The sequence below is a fragment of the Ruminococcus sp. Marseille-P328 genome (assembly GCF_964249465.1).
Classification (GTDB): Bacteria; Bacillota; Clostridia; order Lachnospirales; family Lachnospiraceae; genus Blautia_A; species Blautia_A faecis.
In genome coordinates this window covers 1-19364 of the sequence record NZ_CAXUBQ010000039.1, presented here as the reverse complement: position 1 = coordinate 19364, position 19364 = coordinate 1, and the positions used below count along the sequence as shown (strand labels likewise).

The window sequence follows — 19364 nt, the reverse complement described above, 5'->3', positions numbered from 1 at the left end:
AAGTGCCTGTTAAAGTTCCATATCCTGTTTTTTCTGCTTGGGTGCTTTCTGCACCTGTTTCTGTTTCTTCTGTTCCTGCTCATACTGCAAGCGTTCTTTGAGAGAATGCTTCGGCTCTGGCTGTTTCTCTCCCGTCTGTTCCGGCGATAGAACCTTGCTAACCCAGTAGCGAATATCTTTCATCGGCTTCAATTCTTCATTGACTGCGGCAAGCTGTTCTTTCAGATCAGCGTGAGTAGTCCGCAGACCGTCATATTCTTTTTGCAAGGCTTTCAAATCCACATTCAAATCAGCACCATGCTTTTTCAGAATGCGGTATGCCTTATTAAAAGCGGTCAGCTCGTCCTTATGACTTTCGACATAGGCTTCCTTTCGGATTTTCCAGCCGATTTTGATATACTTGTCATGGACTGCTTTATGCTTTTCACAATCAGCAACGGCGGTCTGAATGGCGGTAATGGCTTTCATGCGGTTAGCGGCTTTCTGCATATCTTCACGAATGGCAGTAGCCTTTTCACTCACCCCTTGCAGGGCAATGTCCAAATCTTCCAGCGTGAAAAGCTCATGCCGTTGTAGATAGACGGTCGCTTGGGAAATGGTTTTCAAATCATCGGTCGTGCCTTTCTGCTGTCCGTATCTCGACCATTCGCTACGCTCTGCCTTTCGCAGATTCAGATAATCACGCAGTAGAACGGCAAGGTTCGGAGAAGCATTTTTCTTTTCCGCTTCATTTTCTGCAATGACTTCTTTGGTGGCTTCCAGAATGTCAGCAATCCAGTCACGCAGACTTTTGATAGTGCTGCGGATAGCGTTCATCATGCGGTTGGCGGCTTTAATGTCTCGGTTGAGATTGCCGATGTTGGTGGCAATGCCTTTTCGCTCCAACGCAGAGACAGCCGTTCCCATGTGGACTGTCGGGATAATGTCAAGTCCCTGTCTTTCATAGGAACGCATATCAATCCGTTCTGGACTTCCGGCAAGTTCCAGATATTTGTTCTGAACAATTTCCCAACCATGCCGCCATTCCTCGGCATGGTACTGTTCGTTCCAGTCAACGGTATCTTCCTTATGGCTTTTCCATCTGCCGGATGGGAGCTTGATACGCTCGCCGTTTTCGTCAAGGTCATAAACCTTGCGGCTCTTAGGCATCCATTTTCCATTTTCATCAATGGCTCGCATGGTCAGCATGAAATGGCAATGGGGATTGTGTCCCGGCGGATCGGGGTCATGGATTGCGAAATCACAACACATTCCCTTTGAAACAAACTGTTCCTCGCAGTATTCTTTGACCATCTGCGGTAACAGCTCCATCGGGACTTCTCTGGGCAGGGCGGCAACAAACCGTCTTGCAAGCTGTGAGTTCCATTGCTTTTCGATTTCTTCAACGGAGTTCCAGAGGGTTGCTCGGTCTGCATATTCGGGTGGAGCATTTGGGGGCAGCATGATTTCCGTATAGACCACTTCTTTTTTGCAAGTGTAATTCTTGGTTTTCTGGTCATACTCGGAAAACAGCTTTTCTCCGGCTTGGTAGGCAGCTCCGGCAACCGCAGAGTTGCCTTTGCTTCGCTGAGTGATTTTGATATTGAAGTGGGGTACTGGCAATTTGTGTGAACCTCCTTTCGGTGCAAAAAAATGACCGATACTTTTCAGCAGCGGTCAGGTGGTGGAATATAAACTTGCTGTCGGGGAATGATTGCTTGCAATCGTTTCCCGGCGGCAAGTCCACAAAGGGGTAGTTGGCAAAGCCAACGCAGGGGAAGTGTAGCTTCCCCTGTATGATTGGAGCAGACTGCGGAAATCATCAGCTCCCTGCAAGGGGCTTTCGGCAGAACGCAATGCACAACCTTTAGGTGGTGTATAATTGCGCCCTTTTTCCAAAAGGGTCTTTTAGCTCCCGTTCGGCTGCCCCAATTCCTTTCGGTTCGCAATCAGCAAATCCAACTTCTTTTGAACCGCTTCGCTGTGAAAGATGAAAGTCAAAAGCTCCATCACATCATCATCGGTCAGAGTGGTCGGCTCTTTCAAAAAGGTTTCCAACATTCCGGCACGAGTGCAAAGGCGGTGGGTTCGCTCACTTCGGGTCAACCTCTTTAATTCGCTCTGCAATCGCTTTTCCTTGTGCATGGCTGCGGTCAGCTTTCGCTCGACCACATATTTCTCACGCTCCAATTTTTCCAGTTCTTCTTTACTCATAGACAAGCTCCTTTCGCAATAATGGATAAAACAAAAGCGACCAACTTTTTACGGTTGATCGCCTTTGGCTTAGACAATACTTATAACTATTTTTCTATCTTTGCAAGTGTATCCTCTCGTATAGCTTGTCGTAATGTAGTAAGATATTCTGAAAAACTCACTCGGTCATCTGCATAAGTCAAATTTAATTTATACTCTTTCGGAATCCATGTAGATAAATCAGAAGCGTTATGCTGAATTAAAGCTTCCAAGCTATCAATAGCTTTATATATCTTAGCTTCGACAGTTTTTCTTTCTGTCATCTCATTATATAGAGCTTTCATTTCTTCTGCATAATAAGACGGTAACGTATCTATCCAGTTAAATAGTAAATTTTCTTCTATATCCTCATGCACTTGCTTTTTATCAAAGGTAGGAATGTCTCCTGTAAAGCATTCACCCAAATCATGAATAATACACATACGAATAACTTTATCCATATCAACATCTGGAAACTCATCCCGCATAAAAAAAGCCATCAGCGTCATCATCCAGCTATGTTCTGCTACACTCTCGTGTCTTCCTTTCGATGTATAGCAATGCCTTGTCGTATCTTTTAAACGCTCAGCGACACTTAGCGCATTTAATAATTCTCTGGAATTCATAATTTTACCTCCACATTATCAAATTACATATTCATTTTCTCTTACTCCATATAATCTATCTCCGGTATCTCCATTATACGGCAGTAAATACCCATCTTCTCTAATTCCGTCTGCCATATGGACTAAAAATAGCTTCACTTCTGGATGCTCCTTAAAAATTCGTTCTATTCCAGATTGACATCCGAACATTGCCATAATAACTACATTTTCATCTTTGAAACCATACTTTTTCATGTGTTCCAGTGTTTTCAAAATGCTACCAGCTGTAGCAAGTGCCGGATCTGTGATAAAAACTCTTTTACTTTCTGGTTCTTTTATCTGTTCAAATTCATCCCAAGCAACAAATGGTTTTAATGTATGCAAATTACGTCTCATGCTAATTCGTGCAACATCTGCTTTAGGCAACCTTTTTGTCAATCTATTTGACATAGACATTCCTGCTCTCAGTATTGGGATAATTACAGCATTTTCTCCAACATCATTTTTAGACACGGCATATGTTGATAATTCATCTGTTAAATCACCAAGTAACTTTGCATATTCTTCTCCAACAACGCTTAAATCAAAATAGCCTGATACTCTATTGCGTTCTTCGTATGGTATCATAACGAATAAATTAGGATGCTTATAATTCATATCAAAATCCTTCTTTCCGTATACAGCTTATGTTTATAATTTATAATTGCAGGACTATGTCCTTACTCGAAGTATATCATATCTGTATTTCTAATTCAACATTGTACACCTCATATAATCTGTATTTTTCAGCTAACAGCCAAAGAAAACATCAAGTGCAGACCCGACATTTTGACCGCAAATCAACCCAAAATGCTACATCATTCCATCTGGCTATTGAAACCGTTTTGCTTGGCGTTCTCGCTTGCTTTTCGTCTGCGTTCCTCGCTGTACGGCGGTTGCAGACGGATAGAAAGTCTGGACTTGTCCAGAAGATAAGTCACACCGCCTTGCTCATGGGATTTTTCCAGTCGGCAGAGATCGGGGTGCTTTTTACTGAACAATGCCAGTCGCTTTCGCAGGCTGGCATTGTAGGTGTAGATACTGGCTGTGTCCTCGCCCTCATTAAAGAGGATGATAGTTTCTTTTTCATACTTCGTCAGCTTCGCCATAACTTTTCTCCATGTGATGATTCCAGTAGCTATCCATAATGACTGCCTTGTGCTGGTAGTATTCCTGCATCTGCAAACGCAGATTGTAGTAGAAACGACGATACCATTTGTCGCACTTCTCGTCACTCAGCTTGACCGACAGCATATAGAACAGTTTCTTTGCCGCCGGATCAGGAGTAAGGGCAGCTACATAACGCAAACGCTCAACCGTTGCTTCACGGTTCGGACAGCCAAAGGTATACAGGGTTTTCATTTCCTTCAGGTTCATTTTCATTCAAAAGTCCTCCTTGATAGTTGATAAAATAAAAGCGACAGATACTCAGAATAGAAATACCTGTCGCTTTGCTCACGATATTAAATTGTTGGTTCTGCACTTGACTTTTTTACTTAAAGTCGGGCAGTTCGTATATCTCTTTCATCAGCAGAACGCCCATTGTAAAACCATACTTGAAATGTTCCTCGGTCTGCATAGTCTGGCAGTCTGCAAAATTGTCATTGAGCTTATCCAGCTTCGCATAATCTTCTTTGCTCAATGTCTGCTCAAAGTATCGCATGATGTCTGCGATTGCCTGTCCTGCTTCCCGAAACTTCTCTGATTTCGGTACTACCGTTTCTGCCGGATAAATCTCTCCATTGAAGATTGCTTCTAAAATCATAAATTCACGCTCCTTTCTCAGCAGTAAATCAGCTCGCCCTTGATGGCTTCCTCAGCCTGTGCAACACAAGCGTTCATCTGGCGAACCCATTCGATTTGATTTTCGGCTTTGAGCTGCTCCGTCACGCCGTATGCCTTTGCAAGCTGTGGCACGATGATTTCCATACGCTTCTTGGCGGTTTCCTCAATCTCCGCACAATGCTCATAGAGAGTTTCATTCAGCACCATGTCGGAGAACAGGACTGGATTAGCCAGTCGCAGATACTCCTTTCGCATCCGTCCCCACTTGCCAAGACGGATATTCGGATTTTTCAGCTTGATGTCGGGGATGTAGTAGTCTCCACATTTGATAAAATTCAGTTCCATATTCAAGCACCTTTCTTTCTGTGATATTCTTCCCTGCGTTTGGCAAGGGTAGTTTCATAGCGTTTGATTGCATCGGGGTCTCCGGCTTCTGCATCGGCTTTCATTTTCTGATAGCTTCTGACAGTAGCTTGGCTCTGATACTTTCGCATTTCAGCCAGCTTCTTTGCTGCTTCTTCATCGGTCTTGGCAAGCTCTACAAGGGCTTCACGCTCTGCCTGTCGCTTGGCAGTTCTTGTCCTCGTGTATTCAGCCTTGCGTTCTGCCATCATAGCGGCATATTCGGGGTCTGCCGCCATGCGTTCTTCCTCACGCTCCTTTTTTCGCTGTCTGGCTACGGCTTCTTTTTCTTTCAAGGCTTGCCATTCCTCGGCGGCTTTCGGGTCTGTCTTGGCGGCTTCTTTCAGCTCCTTTCGGGAAAGTTTCTTTTGCCTGTTGGCTCGTTCTGTCCGTTTGCGTTCCGCTTCCAGTAGCTTTTCACGCTGTAAGCGTTCCTTTTCTTCCATTTGGGCGATATAGGCAGGGTCGGCTTCTCTGGCTTCCTTGATTTTCTGCTGTCTGCGGTGGTTTCGCTCACGCTGCAAGGCAAGTTTGCGTTCATATTCAGCAATAGCTTCCGGGTCTCCGGCTTCAACAGCTTTCATCAATGCTGCTTTTTTCTGTTTCTGAACCTCTGCGGCTCGTTTCGCCTTTTCCTGCTTCTTTCGCAACTGCTCGGCTTCGATGGCGGCAATGCGTTCTTCTTCGGAAACAGTTTCAACAGGGGGATAGTAGTTGCCGATGAAGTTGAAATAAATGTCGATATTCTGCTGACGGTAAACGGTGCGACCACCTGTGGCTTCGTGGACTTCCACTCTGTCAATAAAGGCATAGAGCATGGTGTCCGTCAGTTCCTCGCAGTTTCGGTACTTGTTGACTAAGGCGATAAAGCGGTTGGTGTCGATTTTCTCAACTTCTTCCTCTTGTATCTGTCCCTGCAATTCCTCAACTCGTTTTTCCAGCATAAGCTGTTCTTCATCGTACTGCTGTATCATTCGCTGTGCCTGTCGCTCCGGCAACAGACCGCTGATGGCACTGTCATAGAGCTTCTGTATCTTTGCATCCAGTTCAGCCATTCGTTTCTTGGCTTCGTCAATTTCCTGCTGTCCGTTGTTGGCTGACTTGGATTTGCTCTCATTCCATACGGTCTTGAGCTGGGAAATAAACTCTGCTTCGTTCTCAATGACATATTGGCTGACCGCTTTGATTGCCTGCAAAATCGCCGCTTCCAGAGCAGAGGTTTTAATGAAGTGGGAAACACATTCATTGTTCTGATTTCGATAATTGCCACATTGAAAAGCAGAATCGGAATCATAATGTTTTCCGCTTTGCCTTGCTTCGGGGCTGATGAATCCCATTCGTGAACCACAATCCGCACAATAGATCATGCCGGACAAACGGTGGGAATAAGTTCCGTTTGCGGCTCTCGGTTTTGCACGAACACGGAGCTTCTGGGCAATGTCCCATGTGTCTTGGTCAATGATGGCTTCGTGGGTATCGGGGAATATCATCAGTTCTTCCGGCGTTGCGGCTCTGCGTTGCTTTGTCTTGAAGTTCTCACAGATGGATTTGCCCAACACGGTATGACCGAGATATTCCTGCCTGTCCAGAATATGACCAATCGTATTTGCGTTCCAACGGTAAGGGTCGCTGAAGCTCCTGTTTCTGCAATTTTCGGGGAAATACTTTGCCGTATATGCAGATGGTATCAGCACCTTTTCTTCGGTCAGTTGTTCCGCAATCGCCGTCACGCCCATACCTTGACAGGCAAGACGGAACACCTTTCTGACGATTTCAGCAGCCGGTTCATCCACAACAAGGGTCTGCTTATCTCCGTTGATACGCTTGTAGCCATAGGGGATAGCACCGCTGCACCTTAGTCCCTCTTTCATTCTGGACTTAAAGACAGCCTTGATTTTGTTGCTGGTGTCTTTGGCGTACCACTCGTTCATGATATTCAAAAACGGTGTGAAGTCATTTTCGGTTGGATTGGCACTATCCACATTGTTGTTGATAGCGATAAAGCGAACACCCTTTTTCGGGAATACAATCTCTGTGTAATAGCCGACTTGCAGGTAATTTCTGCCAAACCTTGAAAGGTCTTTTACTACCAGAGTGTCCACCCGTCCGGCTTCGATTTCTTCCAGCAGGGCGGTAAAGCCGGGGCGGTTGAAATTCGTGCCTGAGTAGCCATCGTCATAGAAATGGCGGATATTTCTCAGTCCCTTTTGTCGGGCATATTCTTCGAGATACTTTTTCTGATTTAGGATGGAGTTCGATTCGCCAGCCTGTTCATCGTCTCTGGATAATCGCTCGTATAGAGCTGTGATTTTGATTTCTTCTTTCTTTGCCACGGTTTTGCCTCCCTTCTGTATGTAATTAGCGTTGATAAAACGCTACCTTTTTCTATCTTGGTATATTGTAACCTTTCGGGTCAGTGACTACATAGCTGCTGTGCATTTGCATTAAGTTGGGCTTTACAAAAAACCTCGTCTTGCCGCTGCCGGAGCCGCCGATGACAAGCACATTTTTGTTTCGTGCATATTTCGGGTGCTTCGGGCGGCTTGACATCATCAGCCTTTCGGTCTGCGTCAGCAGCACGTTATTTTCAAACATGGGGTCGATATATGGCTTTATATCCTCGGCATTGCCCCAACGTGCAGAGCCGTACTCCATGCCCTTACGGTATTTCTTTGCGTTCTTGCCTTTCACATAGACCGCAAGCCGGATAACGACAGCCCCGACAATGCCGATAAGCAAGTCCATAGGGGCAAAACTCGGCAGGGCATTTGAAAAGGCAGCGGAAAAGCCGCTGCCAATGGAAAGCAGCTTGCCGGAGAGGCCAGCCCCCGGCGAGAGCCGCACCGCCTGTCCGACTTTATCAAAGAGATACACAAAGAGCAGATAGGGGGCGTTTAGGATAAGCAACTTCTTGATATTCGGCTTCATAGCGATACCTCCCTGTCCTTGTGTTTTGTCTTTTGACGGTTCGCATTAAGCTGCTTTGCTGCGTCCCGGAATGTGGCAAGTGCCTTTCGGATAGAGGGCTTTTGCTCATGTGTCAGCTTCTTTGCGGAAAACTCCTTAAAGGCTGCGGTCAGAGCGTCCGCGTCCCGCCCCTTGAAAAATACAAGATAACGGGGCGGCGTTTCGGTGCTGTCTTTCTTTAGGGCAAAGTCGATACCGTATTTTTTTGCCGTCTGCTCAAAGGCTTTGATATTGCCCTCAGTTATCTCAATGTTGGAAAGCCCCGCGTTCTGCTTCGCAAGCTGCTTTAGCGTCTGCTTCCCGTGGGGCTGTTTTTCCTGCTGCTTTTTTGCCTGTGCAAGCATGGCTTTGATTGCCTTTTGCAGCATTTCAGCGGTCAGCTTTGCTCCCTTGACCGAGAGCGCAACCACTTTTTCGTTGATTTCGTCCTGCAATGTTTACCGTCCTCCTTTCCCGGTAGTAATGATAGTGTTAGGGTGGTACGCCGCTTTTGGGCGTGAAAAAAGGGCGTCCGTTGTTCACGCCGCCCCGTTAAATCCGCACCCGCAGCCCGTTCAAGTCCTCGGCGCGAATACCTACAAGATACCAGTTGTCCCCGTACTCAATCCGGGTCGGCTTCCATTTGCCGCCTGTGAATACGTCCATGCACTCGCCGCAATGCAAGCCGCCGTAATAGTCGGCAATGTCAAAGCGAATGTCGTAGCGGTCAGCGGTTTCATCAAAAATCAAAGCTCCTGTTTTCTGTGCCATGTGGTAAATCCTCCTTTTTTCGTTTACAGGCTTTCGCCCTCGTTGTAGGTGTAATAGTCCAGGTCGCCGTACTTTGGCTTTCTCGGTGCAAGCGCGCCGCTTGCCATATCGTGAGCGACAAGGGAAGTATAGTAGCTGTCAATGGTAGACGGGGCATTGAAAAGCACCGCCTTTAGGTACTGCTTGATGTTGCGGATTTTCGTGGTGTTCTCCTGCATACAGTCAAGCACAAAGCGGATATGTTCGCTGTTCAGCTTCATAAACTTTGACTTCACAAGCTCGGCGGGGTAATCGTCCCCGGCAATACGGATTTTCTTTCTTGCCGTACAGACGGTTTCAAGCATGAGGTCAACAATTTCATTCAGACGGTCGCGGTCAAGGCTTCTGTCCTGTAAGAGAATGTCATAGGCAATATTGTCTTTGATAATTTCCTCATACACTCTGTAAGCGTCGTTCCTTTCCGTTCTTTTCCGTTCCGGCGGCTGTGCCGTTTCGTCCTCGCCATAAGGCAAGGGATTTAGGGAATGGATAGGAATGGAATGGGTACTTGATAAATCCGTATTTGATTTTTCTTTTTTTGGTAAGTTAGTTCTTTGTATATCTTTATTTAATTGCGTTGGATTTTCCGACGTCGGATTATCCGTTGTCGGATTTTCCAATATCGGGTTATCCGCTGTTGGATTTTCCAATACCGGGCAATCCAATTCCGGCGGCTGCGGCTGTTCGTAAATGGTGTACTCGATAGCGGTCATTTTGCCTTTCTCGTCGCGTCCTGCCGCCTTGTGATATATCCGGCTTTTTCAAGCTCCCAAACGGCGGTACGGATAGCGTCGATACTTTCCCGGTTGATGTAGGACAGCCCCGAAAGGGTATAATCCCAATCCTCCGGCAGGGACAGCATTTGAGATAACAGCCCCTTTGCCTTTAAGGAAAGCTCCTTATTGCGTAAGTGGTGGTTGCTCATTACGGTGTAGCCTGTGTTGCGTTCCACACGGAAAACTGCCATAGCTTCATCACTCCTTTGCTTTAGATTTGTTGCGCAGTAGAACGCGGATTTTGAGGGGTAAGGTATCTTTTCCTTGCTTCCTCTGTTTTGCGTTCTGTAAGCCCGATAAATCAAGGCTTTTTTTGCCCCTACTGCGTAACATGAGGGCATAAAAATAGCGGCGTTCCTGTTCTCCCAGTGAGAGAGTGAGAAACGCCGCTGTGCGGGTCGCTATTTCATTTCTTCTGCTATCAGTTCTTGCATGACTTCTCCAAAGTCTGCCATGAAAGAAAAGATGAAGTATTCCAAAACGTCGGGGTCTGCGTCCATAGGCTCGGCTTCCTCTGAAAAAGGCAAGCCCATTAGCCCATAAAGCAGTTTGATGATTTTGAACAGCTTGCCCCGGTCGGTGGGGTTGTTCATGGTTACAAGTACGTTGGTAAGGCGGTTGATTGTTTCCATGTCGCCGCCTGTCGTTACCCATACCATTTCCGCGAACGGCTGCGTGATTGCCCCGGCGACAAGGTTTATCTTATCCTTGCCGATTTCGCCGGACGGAAGTATAATACCCTTAGTCAAAAGTTCGTTTTTCATGTCGTCCTCCTTATATTCTGTGGTGCTAAAATGGTGCCCGGTCTTACAAAAACACCTTATGCGGAGATATGACAAGAAAAATGAAGATATGCGGAAAACCTTGATTTTAAGCCATTTTCACATTGGTTTATAAACATTTGTGAGGACTTATAAAAGGTTTGGCGTCTATCAAATCAATAAAAAATATCCATTATATTTTATAAGCGCATTCTTTTTGATTTTCTCTGCAATCACCCGTGGATTTTTATATCCCTTTTCTTCCAGAAACTTTGTCAGATCTGCTTTATTTTTTATCTGTGAAGCATAATAACTGTGTACTACTTCAAAACATTTCTTTCTCTTCTTTTCCGATCCATGTTCGAAGAAAACAAAGTAAGACGGTTTCAAAGAAGTATATCCACCATATTTTGTTACATCCTGGAGTTTTTCATCCTTTGCTTTCAACGGTACATAATTTTCTGCTTTTGCAGAATATTTTCCTACTGGCTGAAGATTAAACAGTTCCCCTTTTTGTTCAAATGTCTGCCTTGTAATCATCGGAGTGTTTTTCTCCATCACTTCTTTTACCAGACGAATCGCTCCCGGTTCTTGATTTTTAGATGCAATCCACGCAATTTCTCCGTTTCTTACTACATCCTTACCGTACATTTTGTAAAGATTATAATTGTAATTTTTGCCGTCACGCCGTGCTTCCTTCTTCACATAGTTCAGAGGATTTCTGGTGAACTTCGTAAAATAAACATTTCCCACCACAATATTCAGATAGGCATCCTGTGCATGATGGTAATCATTTATCAGTCTGCTTTTCAGCATCTTGTATTCTTTCCGAAAATCCGATACATTTCTCGCTTTTACATACACTATTTCCGTTCCCGGCATTAAAGATTTCAGAAGGTCTGCGATTCCCTTTGCCCCCTGCGCTGTCTCCACCAGCTGTCTCTCAATAAATCCTGCCAACTGATCATCTGTCAGTTTTTCATTCGACGTCAGACGATTATATTTTTCATCGTTCATAAATCCCATTTTATGAAGAACTGCCCACAGTTCCCGGACCTTTGGATTCTCTCTTACCTTTTTCGGCACCAGAGAATCATTCTGTTTATCCTCCTCATTGATCTTTTTCGACACCAGTACCAGATTATTTTCCATATTGTTATCGTTGGTTAAACTTCTTGGATAAATATGGTCAATATCGTATCTGTTATCTTTAAACAAATCCTCGATATCAATATCATTGCCCGTATAAGCATCTTTTCCCATCTGTAGATAATACAGGTACAGCTTTTTACTGTTGAGTTTGCCGGATGCACTGGCATTTTTTATTTCTGTTTCCCAATTTCTTCCGTCCTTGATATTCTCATACAGCTTTAACAGTCTTTTTTCTCTGGAATTCTTTCTTCCCTGTTCCCCTTTTTCTTCATCTGTTCTGGTCATCTCTATAAAAATTCGTTTCGGATAATGCCCCATAATCTGTGTGATCTCTTTTAATGCCTGAACCGTCTGCCAGATCATCCGCTTCACCGGTACACTGTAGTAATATTCGTCCAAATCCTCAAACTGGAAGTCACTCAGTGTTTTTTGTATCGTCTGCTTTCTTTTTTCTAATTCTTCTTTAAAAGTAAATTCTTCGCTGTGGAGCAGTTCCATAAAATTCAGATTATACTCCCACATTGCCCGAATCAGAGAAAGGATTTCCCCGGTCCTATTATCACGCCCAGAAAGGCACAGCATACTTTTGGAAATTCTTGCCCAGTCTTTAAATTTGTAACCCGCGATTCTCTTTGCCTGACTTTCCGTAAGAATTCCACTGGAGATATACTGATCTAATTTTTTCTGGAACATCCGTTTCGAGTCTCCGTAAATAGTTCCATAGTAAATGATTTCTTCTGCTGCCCCTTGTATTACTTCTTCTCTCATCCGCTCGCCAAAGACTGCATACATTTTTCCATAAGATGACAGATAGGCATTCACTTCTTTATCTATACCGGAAAGTTCTGACTCATCTTTCAAAATTCCCCGGTTCATCAGATAGGAACAAAGTGTTTTTCTGGTTACTTTCTTTCCCAGTCTGACACCCTGAAATAATTCTTTATAGATATCCTGCTTTACTTCCGGAACGATACGTTTTCCATTGATCCGCAGATTATTGATTTCATTCAGTACACAGTATGCCTCATATAACAAGGATTGCTTCGGCAGTACTTTTTCTCCGGAAAGATAGGTACACTCACGGATCAGATTGGTAATAAAACGTTCGGATGTCGCATTCATATCAATCTTTTGTTCCATATTCCAGGGAAGTACCTGCCCCTGTTCCCTGCGCACAGCCCAGCCGGTCTTTGATCCGTTTCCTACCGGTCCTACATAATAAGGAATATTTCTGGAAAAAAGCATCAGGATTCTTTCGGAAACCGTATAACCGCTGTCATCTGTTTCTTTCAGGAAATCCAGATGTTTTTCCGCATTCTCAAGAATCTTTTTCATCTCTTTTTGATGTACCTGATTGGGGATTACTCCATTGGCTCCGGTCATCTGTTTGGGCAGAAACTGTTCCAGTTCAATTTCTTTTAAAATAACTGTTGTTTCTTCATTAGCAAGGTTTTTCAGATCTTTCTTGATTCGGTCATGCAGATCTCCCTTTCCACGTTCTTTCACGTTTTTCATGTTTCTTCTATATTTTTGTTCTGCCGCCAGCGAATCTGTAGAATTCAGAGAATTGCAGTACGCAGAATAGCTTCCTTTTTCACTGGAACGGAACATACGGTCATATGCTTCCTGACCAAGATCTCTTTTATACACTTTTTTCAGAAGTCTCAGATCTTCCTTATGCTTGTTATACATCGCTACTCTGGCATCTGAAAGATAATCGAATCCTTTTAACACAGCCTGCAGCTGACTGTAATCATACAGTTGTTTCATACTTTCTATGATAAAAAAATACTCTTCCCCAACAGCCGCCTCGATTTCCCCTTTTTCTTCTTCAAAAGACGCCTGTTGAAATGCTACTTTTATCTTTTCATCTGCTTCCATTTGAAACATTACTCTGGCATCCGCATCCATACCGCATAAACACTTGACCAACTCCATCTGCTTTTTATCCGATCTCTTTATTCCCAACAGAGAAGCTATCTTATCTTTTTTGGTACTTCTGGAAATTTCTTTATCTGCCAGTTTCTCTATGATCTGCTTATAAGAAACATCACTACTCTCTTCTTCTATAGACTCGCAGATATAATTCATCACCGTTTCTCCGGCATCCTTTACCATATCCGCATTCAAATCACCAGAGTCTGTATTCAGAAGAAAATGTCCCCGGTGTTCAAACAGATGAATCAGTGCCAGATACAAAAGTCTGGAATATCGTTCCTCGCTTGCTACTTTATCTTTTAAAAGCGCCTGTCGCAAATGAAAAATCGTTGGATATTCTTTATAATACTCTTTGTCTCCATAACCAGGATCTGCAAACAGACTGTCTTTTGTCGTCAGTCTGGGATCTTTATCTTCCCGGTAATATTTGCTGTTATCCTGGCGGATATAAAAGAGTGGATCGTGTCTCAGCACCTCCTCGGCAAAATAAGACCGGAGTAATCCGATTCTTACCTGATGACGCTGTAATTTTCTTCTGGAGATTCTGTGTGTTCTCCGTTCCAGCTGTGGCTGTGCCGACTCATATTCTCTGACAAACCAGAAATCTTTTCCTTTCACTTTCATTAAATGATATTGCGGATCGGTAACCGCGCCACCCAGGGAGCCGGTACCCATATCCAGTCCCACGTAATAATCTGCTTTTTTATCTGTATGCATAGGAAATCCTCTCAAAATATAGTTGACAATCCCGCTATCTGATGCTATGGTGATACTGTATTAACAAGACGAGTTCAAATAAGGGGAAACCCGAAACCGTCATCTGACGCCGCAGGGTGCGGCAGAAAAAGTCGTGTTTCACGGCTTTTTTATTTTCTATTATTCTATCATGTCTTAGGCATTTCAACCATTACTTTTATGTATTTTCATTTATTTTTATCACATTTGTATAAGCTTTACATTTCATGCTGATTGCACTTTTCAGATCAAAAACAGTCCTATAGCTCAGAATCCCCTTCCGAAAAAGACTTTTAGACTCTTTTATTCTTTCCGGGTGATTCCACAGCTTACTGACAGTCTCATCCGGTATCATTATACCCCCTCCTCCGCAACTGGTTTTCTTCATCCGAAAGCGCAGTAAGCATAATAATAGGGACTTGTGACCTTTTGCGAATGACCTCACATACACCATAGCCGTCGATTTTAGGGAGCATGATGTCTAACAGCACAAGGTCGATTGTATCATCAAACATTGCAATCCCCGCCACGCCGTCAGAAGCAACAGCAACTTCATAGCCTGCATCAATCAGATGGTTTTTCAATATATCCTGAATGTCAATATCATCTTCGACAATTAAAATCTTCTGCATCATTCCACCTCCAATTTATAAAATAACATAGTTTTTTGAATTTATGATGAAGTGCATTATTTCCCTTATGTTTAAGAAACGTTCATCCAGCAACAAGAGTTTTTTTGTAGTTTGGTAAATTAGTCAAATACCAGTCCACTTCTCAGCATCACTGATACAACCACAAATACAATGGTGTCTTATTCTAAGCGGTAACGCAGAGTATATTATAATTTTTTTACTCGATCAATATAACTTTGTCCTCGTTCATCTCCTCACAAAATCAGCATAATCATACTGCTTTGCAGGTACAATAAGGTTATTCCTTTGTGCAAATCGGAACGATAAAATATATTTGAGGTGAATGATTATGCCGATTGATGATTTAACTGCTTTAGAGCGTGTTTGAAAAAGGCTTTCTGCAAGATGTGTGTCACAATTTGTGGGAGATTTTGCCCGGATGAGGGCGTCGTAACGGGCTACGACAACCGAATTCGGGTGAAATATACCGCAAAGTGGAGCGTGCAGATTGCGGGAATGATTTTTCAAACAGGCTCTAGTACTGCCCCAAAAGTTTCGGAATTTCCGGTCATATTCTAAGCTGACCGATGACCAGATAATGTGATTATGAATGTGCGACTTGTCTATGTGAGTGCAGACCACAAAGGCATAATTGCCTTTGGTAAATCGCTTGGCAAATTCCACACCCAGCCGGTTAGCTTCTTCCTGAGTAATCTCGCCGGGGCGGAAGGACTGGCGCACATGATAGGCAATCACATCATCTGCACCGCGCATTCGTCCGGTAGCGGCAATGTACTGCCGCTTTGCCAGAAGGAACTCTGCATCCGCAGTCCGGCTGTCACACGCATAGCCGGTAATGAGCTTGCCGTTATCTGTTTTCTGTGGATTTGCTACATAGTCGATGATGTCACTGATTTCCCGACTTTCTGTGCGACCCTTGCCAACATGAAGCGGCATGATTCTTGTAGTTGCCATAATAGAAGATCCTCCTCTCATAAATATTTTTGTTTTCGCTGAACTCTTTGCTTCTATCGTTGCAATAACTTTCTCCGCTGGGTATAATAAAAAAGAACATTCTACAACCTCAAAGGAGGGATTTCTATGATAGAACAGCTCATTGCTGAAGCAACAGAATGTGATTTCAAAGTTGCTCTCGAAACAAAAAAGCCAAAAAGCTGGTTAAAAAGTGTCAGTGCCTTTTCCAATGGGATCGGCGGCACTCTGTTTTTCGGAGTCTCTGATAACCGGGAGCCTATCGGCTTGTCAGATGTTCAAAAGGATGCTGAAGCGATCAGCCGCTTAATCAAAGAACGTATCACACCATTACCGCAGTTTATCTTAAAGCCATTGCAGGAAGATGGTAAAAACCTGTTGGCTCTGGAGGTTTCTCCTGGCCGCAGCACCCCATACTATTACAAGGCAGACGGAGTAATGGAAGCATACATCCGTGTTGGAAATGAAAGCGTAATTGCACCGGATTACATTGTGAATGAACTGATCTTAAAGGGAACCAATCAGTCCTTTGACACCTTAACAACAGAAGCTGTGAAAAAGGATTACAGCTTCACACTCCTGGAGGCAACCTATCTGGAACGAACCGGCCTCCGCTTCGAGCCATCCGATTATGTCTCCTTCGGTTTGGCTGACAAAAATGGGTTCCTGACCAATGCCGGAAAGCTCATGACCGATCAGCACACAGTTTATAACTCCCGTATGTTCTGTACCCGGTGGAATGGCTTGGAAAAAGGCTCTATCTTTGATGATGCGCTGGACGATAAAGAATACGAAGGGAATCTGATTTATCTACTGAAAAGCGGCAGTGAATTTATTCGCAATAATTCCAAAGTCCGTTTTGTCAAAGAGGCACAGTATCGTGTAGACAAGCCGGATTATGCTGAACGAGCTGTGACAGAGGCTCTTGTCAATGCGCTTATCCATCGTGATTATATTGTGCTTGGCAGTGAAATCCATATTGATATGTTTGATGATCGGGTGGAAATCACATCTCCTGGCGGTATGTTTGGCGGCGGCTCAATTCAGGAATACGATATTTACAGTATTCGTTCGATGCGACGAAACCCTGTGATCGCTGACCTGTTCCACCGCATGAAGTACATGGAACGCCGTGGAAGTGGTCTGCGCAAAATCGTCAGTGAAACTGAAAAGCTGCCTGGATACACAGAGGCATATAAGCCCGAATTTTCCTCAACAGCGACAGATTTTAAAGTTATCTTGAAAAATGTAAATTACCATCATAGTCCTTCTATCATAGAAACGACCCATGATAAGACCTATGACGCAACCTATGATACAACCCATGATGCACCCCATGATGCAACCCATGATAAAATCCTTGCATTTTGCATAGAACCACATTCAAAATTAGAAATCGCAGAACACTGTGGATACAAAAACACAAAAAACTTTACACAAAAATATCTGCGTCCGCTATTGAACAATGGAACACTCAAAATGACACTTCCAGATAAACCGAAAAGTAAACATCAAAAATATATTACCGTTCGTACCGAGTAAAATGAAAAGCAGGTCATTCGGGGTGTCCAGTTAAGAAAATATTCTAAGATGAAAAAACGGTATAGCTTCGGCTATGCCGTTTCTTTCATTTTTACAAGGCAATTTGTCTTAGAGCTGAAATGTTTCATTGCGAGCAAGAAGAAAACGATGTTTTTATTTTAAAGGAATACAAAATTCACATAAATGTGATGAAATTTTTGAGAAAGCATATCGTTCAATAATAGGTTTTGAAAAGGAACGCTGATATTGTGCGTTCCGTAGTCTATGAAGTATTCAATTTTTCTTGTTTCAATACTGATGTGCTGTACCGTATCTTTGCATATCTGGGAAATAGGACGTACACTTTATATAATCAACAAAGTGTGGGCTCCACTTTGCATAATAACTTACTTTTCATAACCAACGCCGCCTTTCTGGTTGGCAATGGCAATGATTTGCGTGTTCATTGACTTCACCTCATTTCTAATTGTTGCTGTTGCTTCTGGAAATAGAAAAAGCCGCCACTTCAAAATCATAAAGTGACGGCCCTTTCTAATGCCGGAATCTTTTGTCCTATTTTTTAACCACTAAGACCGTTTTTTGACCCCTTTTTTGCCGGTTGTCCTATATTTAACCACTAAAAATTGGGTGAAAACGGCTCTCGTTAGGTCAAACTATATCAGCCCATTTAGGTATAAGAAAACCCCGGAAAGCCTTGATTTTCCGGGGTTTTTGAACCATTTTGATATAGTCTGAGCAGTCGATTATCGCTTGCTGAACTGTGGAGCGCGACGAGCTGCTTTGAGACCGTACTTCTTACGCTCTTTCATACGAGGATCACGAGTAAGGAATCCAGCTGCTTTAAGAACTGGTCTGTACTCTTTGTCTGCCTCAAGGAGTGCTCTGGAGATACCATGTCTGATAGCACCAGCCTGTCCTGTGTATCCGCCACCATGTACGTTTACAAGTACGTCAAATTTTCCTTCTGTTTCGGTAGCAGCCAGTGGCTGACGAACGATAACTTTAAGTGTGTCTAATCCAAAATACTCATCAATGTCTCTTTTATTGATAGTGATTTTACCAGTACCTGGGGTAAGGTAAACTCTTGCTACTGATTTTTTTCTTCTTCCTGTTCCGTAGAATTTTGCGCTAGCCAATGTTTTCTACCTCCTAATTAAAATGTTAAAACTTCCGGTTTCTGAGCCGCATGTTTGTGTTCAGGTCCGGCATAAACGAAAAGTTTTGTGTACATTTCTCTTCCTAATGGTCCTTTTGGAAGCATACCTTTAACTGCCAGCTCAACAACTTTCTCAGGTTTCTTAGCCATCATCTCTTTTAATGTAGTCTCTTTCATTCCACCTACATAATCAGAGTGATTGTAGTAGATCTTCTGATCCATTTTCTTTCCTGTAACTTTGATCTTGTCAGCGTTAACAACGATTACATAATCACCTGTGTCAACGTGTGGTGTAAACTGAGGTTTGTTCTTTCCTCTTAAAACGCTTGCTACGCCAGAAGCCAGACGGCCAAGGGTGCAGCCTTCAGCGTCAACTACATACCATTTTCTCTCGATTTTATCTGGATTAGCCATATAAGTCTGCATGGTTTTACCTCCTGTTATTTATCAACGATTGTTTGTATAAATGCGAATTCTCGCATATGTTAGTAATATGGAAACGATGGTGCAATTACTGCGGAAATGTCCGAAACCGCTGATAAATACCGTCGCCGGGGCTATTGGCTAAAGTATCTCGCACTACGTCACATTGAGTTATTATATTATAAGCCTCCGTTTCTGTCAACCACTTTTTCCCCATATTTCCATCTTTTTTTCAAAAAGTTTTCCACATTCTTCCTGGATTGCTGATCAGCTTTTCCACAAAGCCTGCTTGCTGCATCCACCTTATACACGCCCATCCACAACAGGTGTCTTTTGGAACAACAATTTATACACACTTTAATCAGGCATTTTATAAATTTTCTCTGTCAAGCGTTTTTGAAAATGTCCTAAAATAATTGAAGTATTAGCCCCGGCTTTTTGCTGGGGCTTGTTATATT

19 protein-coding genes and 3 pseudogenes are annotated in these 19364 nt (G+C 43.5%); 2 read left to right on the top strand and 20 right to left on the bottom strand.

Translation table 11 applies throughout. The features are described from left to right. Positions 1–9: 9 nt before the first annotated feature. The 17 genes and pseudogenes from mobQ to ACESTK_RS19105 form a co-directional block, all read right to left on the bottom strand. Positions 10–1602 carry a MobQ family relaxase gene (mobQ, locus tag ACESTK_RS19185; RefSeq protein ID WP_004612912.1) on the bottom strand — a complete coding sequence of 531 codons (1593 nt, stop codon included), beginning with the start codon at positions 1600–1602 and terminating at the stop codon, positions 10–12. A 285-nt stretch (positions 1603–1887) separates the two neighbouring features. Continuing rightward, the gene (locus tag ACESTK_RS19180; protein WP_004612914.1) at positions 1888–2193 is read right to left on the bottom strand and encodes a DUF3847 domain-containing protein; all 306 of its coding nucleotides are present in this window, start codon (positions 2191–2193) and stop codon (positions 1888–1890) included. 86 nt (positions 2194–2279) lie between these two features. Beyond that, positions 2280–2837, bottom strand: coding sequence for an HD family hydrolase (locus ACESTK_RS19175; protein ID WP_004612915.1), 558 nt, complete (start codon positions 2835–2837; stop codon positions 2280–2282). An 18-nt stretch (positions 2838–2855) separates the two neighbouring features. Further along, the gene (upp, locus tag ACESTK_RS19170) at positions 2856–3473 is read right to left on the bottom strand and encodes a uracil phosphoribosyltransferase (RefSeq protein ID WP_004612916.1); all 618 of its coding nucleotides are present in this window, start codon (positions 3471–3473) and stop codon (positions 2856–2858) included. Positions 3474–3673: 200 nt separating this feature from the next. After that, positions 3674–3964 carry a hypothetical protein gene (locus tag ACESTK_RS19165; RefSeq protein ID WP_004612917.1) on the bottom strand — a complete coding sequence of 97 codons (291 nt, stop codon included), beginning with the start codon at positions 3962–3964 and terminating at the stop codon, positions 3674–3676. Beyond that, positions 3942–4238, bottom strand: a complete 297-nt coding sequence (locus tag ACESTK_RS19160; RefSeq protein ID WP_004612918.1) for a hypothetical protein — start codon at positions 4236–4238, stop codon at positions 3942–3944. Before ACESTK_RS19160 ends, ACESTK_RS19165 begins: the two co-directional genes overlap by 23 nt. A gap of 109 nt (positions 4239–4347) precedes the next feature. Beyond that, positions 4348–4620, bottom strand: a complete 273-nt coding sequence (locus ACESTK_RS19155) for a DUF6809 family protein (protein ID WP_004612919.1) — start codon at positions 4618–4620, stop codon at positions 4348–4350. Positions 4621–4637: 17 nt separating this feature from the next. After that, a complete protein-coding gene (locus ACESTK_RS19150; RefSeq protein ID WP_004612920.1) occupies positions 4638–4985 on the bottom strand; it encodes a TnpV protein in 348 nt (115 codons plus the stop codon). 2 nt (positions 4986–4987) lie between these two features. Continuing rightward, on the bottom strand, positions 4988–7375 hold the full coding sequence (locus ACESTK_RS19145) for a recombinase family protein (protein WP_004612921.1): 2388 nt from the start codon (positions 7373–7375) through the stop codon (positions 4988–4990). 70 nt (positions 7376–7445) lie between these two features. Then, positions 7446–7970, bottom strand: a pseudogene (locus ACESTK_RS19140) (type IV secretory system conjugative DNA transfer family protein); the annotation flags it as partial. Then, positions 7967–8443, bottom strand: coding sequence for a PcfB family protein (locus tag ACESTK_RS19135; protein ID WP_373120518.1), 477 nt, complete (start codon positions 8441–8443; stop codon positions 7967–7969). The pseudogene ACESTK_RS19140 and the gene ACESTK_RS19135, both read right to left, overlap by 4 nt. Before the next feature lie 97 nt (positions 8444–8540). Then, complete coding sequence (locus ACESTK_RS19130; RefSeq protein WP_005422968.1) at positions 8541–8759, bottom strand: DUF5348 domain-containing protein; 219 nt, start codon at positions 8757–8759, stop codon at positions 8541–8543. A 23-nt stretch (positions 8760–8782) separates the two neighbouring features. Then, positions 8783–9765: pseudogene (locus ACESTK_RS19125) on the bottom strand (DUF6017 domain-containing protein). Between the two features lie 210 nt (positions 9766–9975). Further along, a complete protein-coding gene (locus tag ACESTK_RS19120) occupies positions 9976–10338 on the bottom strand; it encodes a hypothetical protein (protein ID WP_005422970.1) in 363 nt (120 codons plus the stop codon). 168 nt (positions 10339–10506) lie between these two features. After that, complete coding sequence (gene cas9, locus ACESTK_RS19115; RefSeq protein ID WP_373120517.1) at positions 10507–14142, bottom strand: type II CRISPR RNA-guided endonuclease Cas9; 3636 nt, start codon at positions 14140–14142, stop codon at positions 10507–10509. A 359-nt stretch (positions 14143–14501) separates the two neighbouring features. After that, complete coding sequence (locus tag ACESTK_RS19110) at positions 14502–14795, bottom strand: response regulator (protein WP_226837023.1); 294 nt, start codon at positions 14793–14795, stop codon at positions 14502–14504. Between the two features lie 243 nt (positions 14796–15038). Continuing rightward, entirely contained in the window at positions 15039–15278 is a 240-nt protein-coding gene (locus ACESTK_RS19105; RefSeq protein WP_373120525.1) for a DUF6783 domain-containing protein, read from the bottom strand. Here ACESTK_RS19105 and ACESTK_RS19100 point away from each other — a divergent pair. Further along, positions 15198–15371 (top strand): DUF6783 domain-containing protein, encoded by a 174-nt coding sequence (locus ACESTK_RS19100; RefSeq protein WP_373120524.1) that lies wholly within the window; start codon positions 15198–15200, stop codon positions 15369–15371. The two genes, ACESTK_RS19105 and ACESTK_RS19100, sit on opposite strands and share 81 nt — an antisense overlap. A gap of 9 nt (positions 15372–15380) precedes the next feature. Here the strand turns inward: ACESTK_RS19100 and ACESTK_RS19095 are convergent. Further along, positions 15381–15749, bottom strand: a pseudogene (locus ACESTK_RS19095) (relaxase/mobilization nuclease domain-containing protein); the annotation flags it as partial. Positions 15750–15893: 144 nt separating this feature from the next. Between ACESTK_RS19095 and ACESTK_RS19090 the strand changes: the two are divergent. After that, entirely contained in the window at positions 15894–17327 is a 1434-nt protein-coding gene (locus tag ACESTK_RS19090) for an ATP-binding protein (protein WP_373120516.1), read from the top strand. Positions 17328–18070: 743 nt separating this feature from the next. Here the strand turns inward: ACESTK_RS19090 and rpsI are convergent. Both rpsI and rplM read right to left on the bottom strand, forming a co-directional pair. Beyond that, the gene (rpsI, locus tag ACESTK_RS19085) at positions 18071–18463 is read right to left on the bottom strand and encodes a 30S ribosomal protein S9 (protein ID WP_118580486.1); all 393 of its coding nucleotides are present in this window, start codon (positions 18461–18463) and stop codon (positions 18071–18073) included. Positions 18464–18480: 17 nt separating this feature from the next. Then, entirely contained in the window at positions 18481–18909 is a 429-nt protein-coding gene (gene rplM, locus ACESTK_RS19080; protein WP_117853326.1) for a 50S ribosomal protein L13, read from the bottom strand. Between the last annotated feature and the right edge of the window lie 455 nt (positions 18910–19364).

Coding starts and splice junctions, on each gene's coding strand:
- ACESTK_RS19175 (WP_004612915.1), bottom strand. CDS start 2,837: ATGAATTCCAGAGAATTATTAAATGCGCTAAGTGTCGCTGAGCGTTTA.
- cas9 (WP_373120517.1), bottom strand. CDS start 14,142: ATGCATACAGATAAAAAAGCAGATTATTACGTGGGACTGGATATGGGT.
- ACESTK_RS19155 (WP_004612919.1), bottom strand. CDS start 4,620: ATGATTTTAGAAGCAATCTTCAATGGAGAGATTTATCCGGCAGAAACG.
- ACESTK_RS19130 (WP_005422968.1), bottom strand. CDS start 8,759: ATGGCACAGAAAACAGGAGCTTTGATTTTTGATGAAACCGCTGACCGC.
- ACESTK_RS19165 (WP_004612917.1), bottom strand. CDS start 3,964: ATGGCGAAGCTGACGAAGTATGAAAAAGAAACTATCATCCTCTTTAAT.
- ACESTK_RS19110 (WP_226837023.1), bottom strand. CDS start 14,795: ATGATGCAGAAGATTTTAATTGTCGAAGATGATATTGACATTCAGGAT.
- ACESTK_RS19090 (WP_373120516.1), top strand. CDS start 15,894: ATGATAGAACAGCTCATTGCTGAAGCAACAGAATGTGATTTCAAAGTT.
- ACESTK_RS19100 (WP_373120524.1), top strand. CDS start 15,198: ATGTGTGTCACAATTTGTGGGAGATTTTGCCCGGATGAGGGCGTCGTA.
- upp (WP_004612916.1), bottom strand. CDS start 3,473: ATGAATTATAAGCATCCTAATTTATTCGTTATGATACCATACGAAGAA.
- ACESTK_RS19160 (WP_004612918.1), bottom strand. CDS start 4,238: ATGAAAATGAACCTGAAGGAAATGAAAACCCTGTATACCTTTGGCTGT.
- rplM (WP_117853326.1), bottom strand. CDS start 18,909: ATGCAGACTTATATGGCTAATCCAGATAAAATCGAGAGAAAATGGTAT.
- ACESTK_RS19180 (WP_004612914.1), bottom strand. CDS start 2,193: ATGAGTAAAGAAGAACTGGAAAAATTGGAGCGTGAGAAATATGTGGTC.
- ACESTK_RS19150 (WP_004612920.1), bottom strand. CDS start 4,985: ATGGAACTGAATTTTATCAAATGTGGAGACTACTACATCCCCGACATC.
- ACESTK_RS19120 (WP_005422970.1), bottom strand. CDS start 10,338: ATGAAAAACGAACTTTTGACTAAGGGTATTATACTTCCGTCCGGCGAA.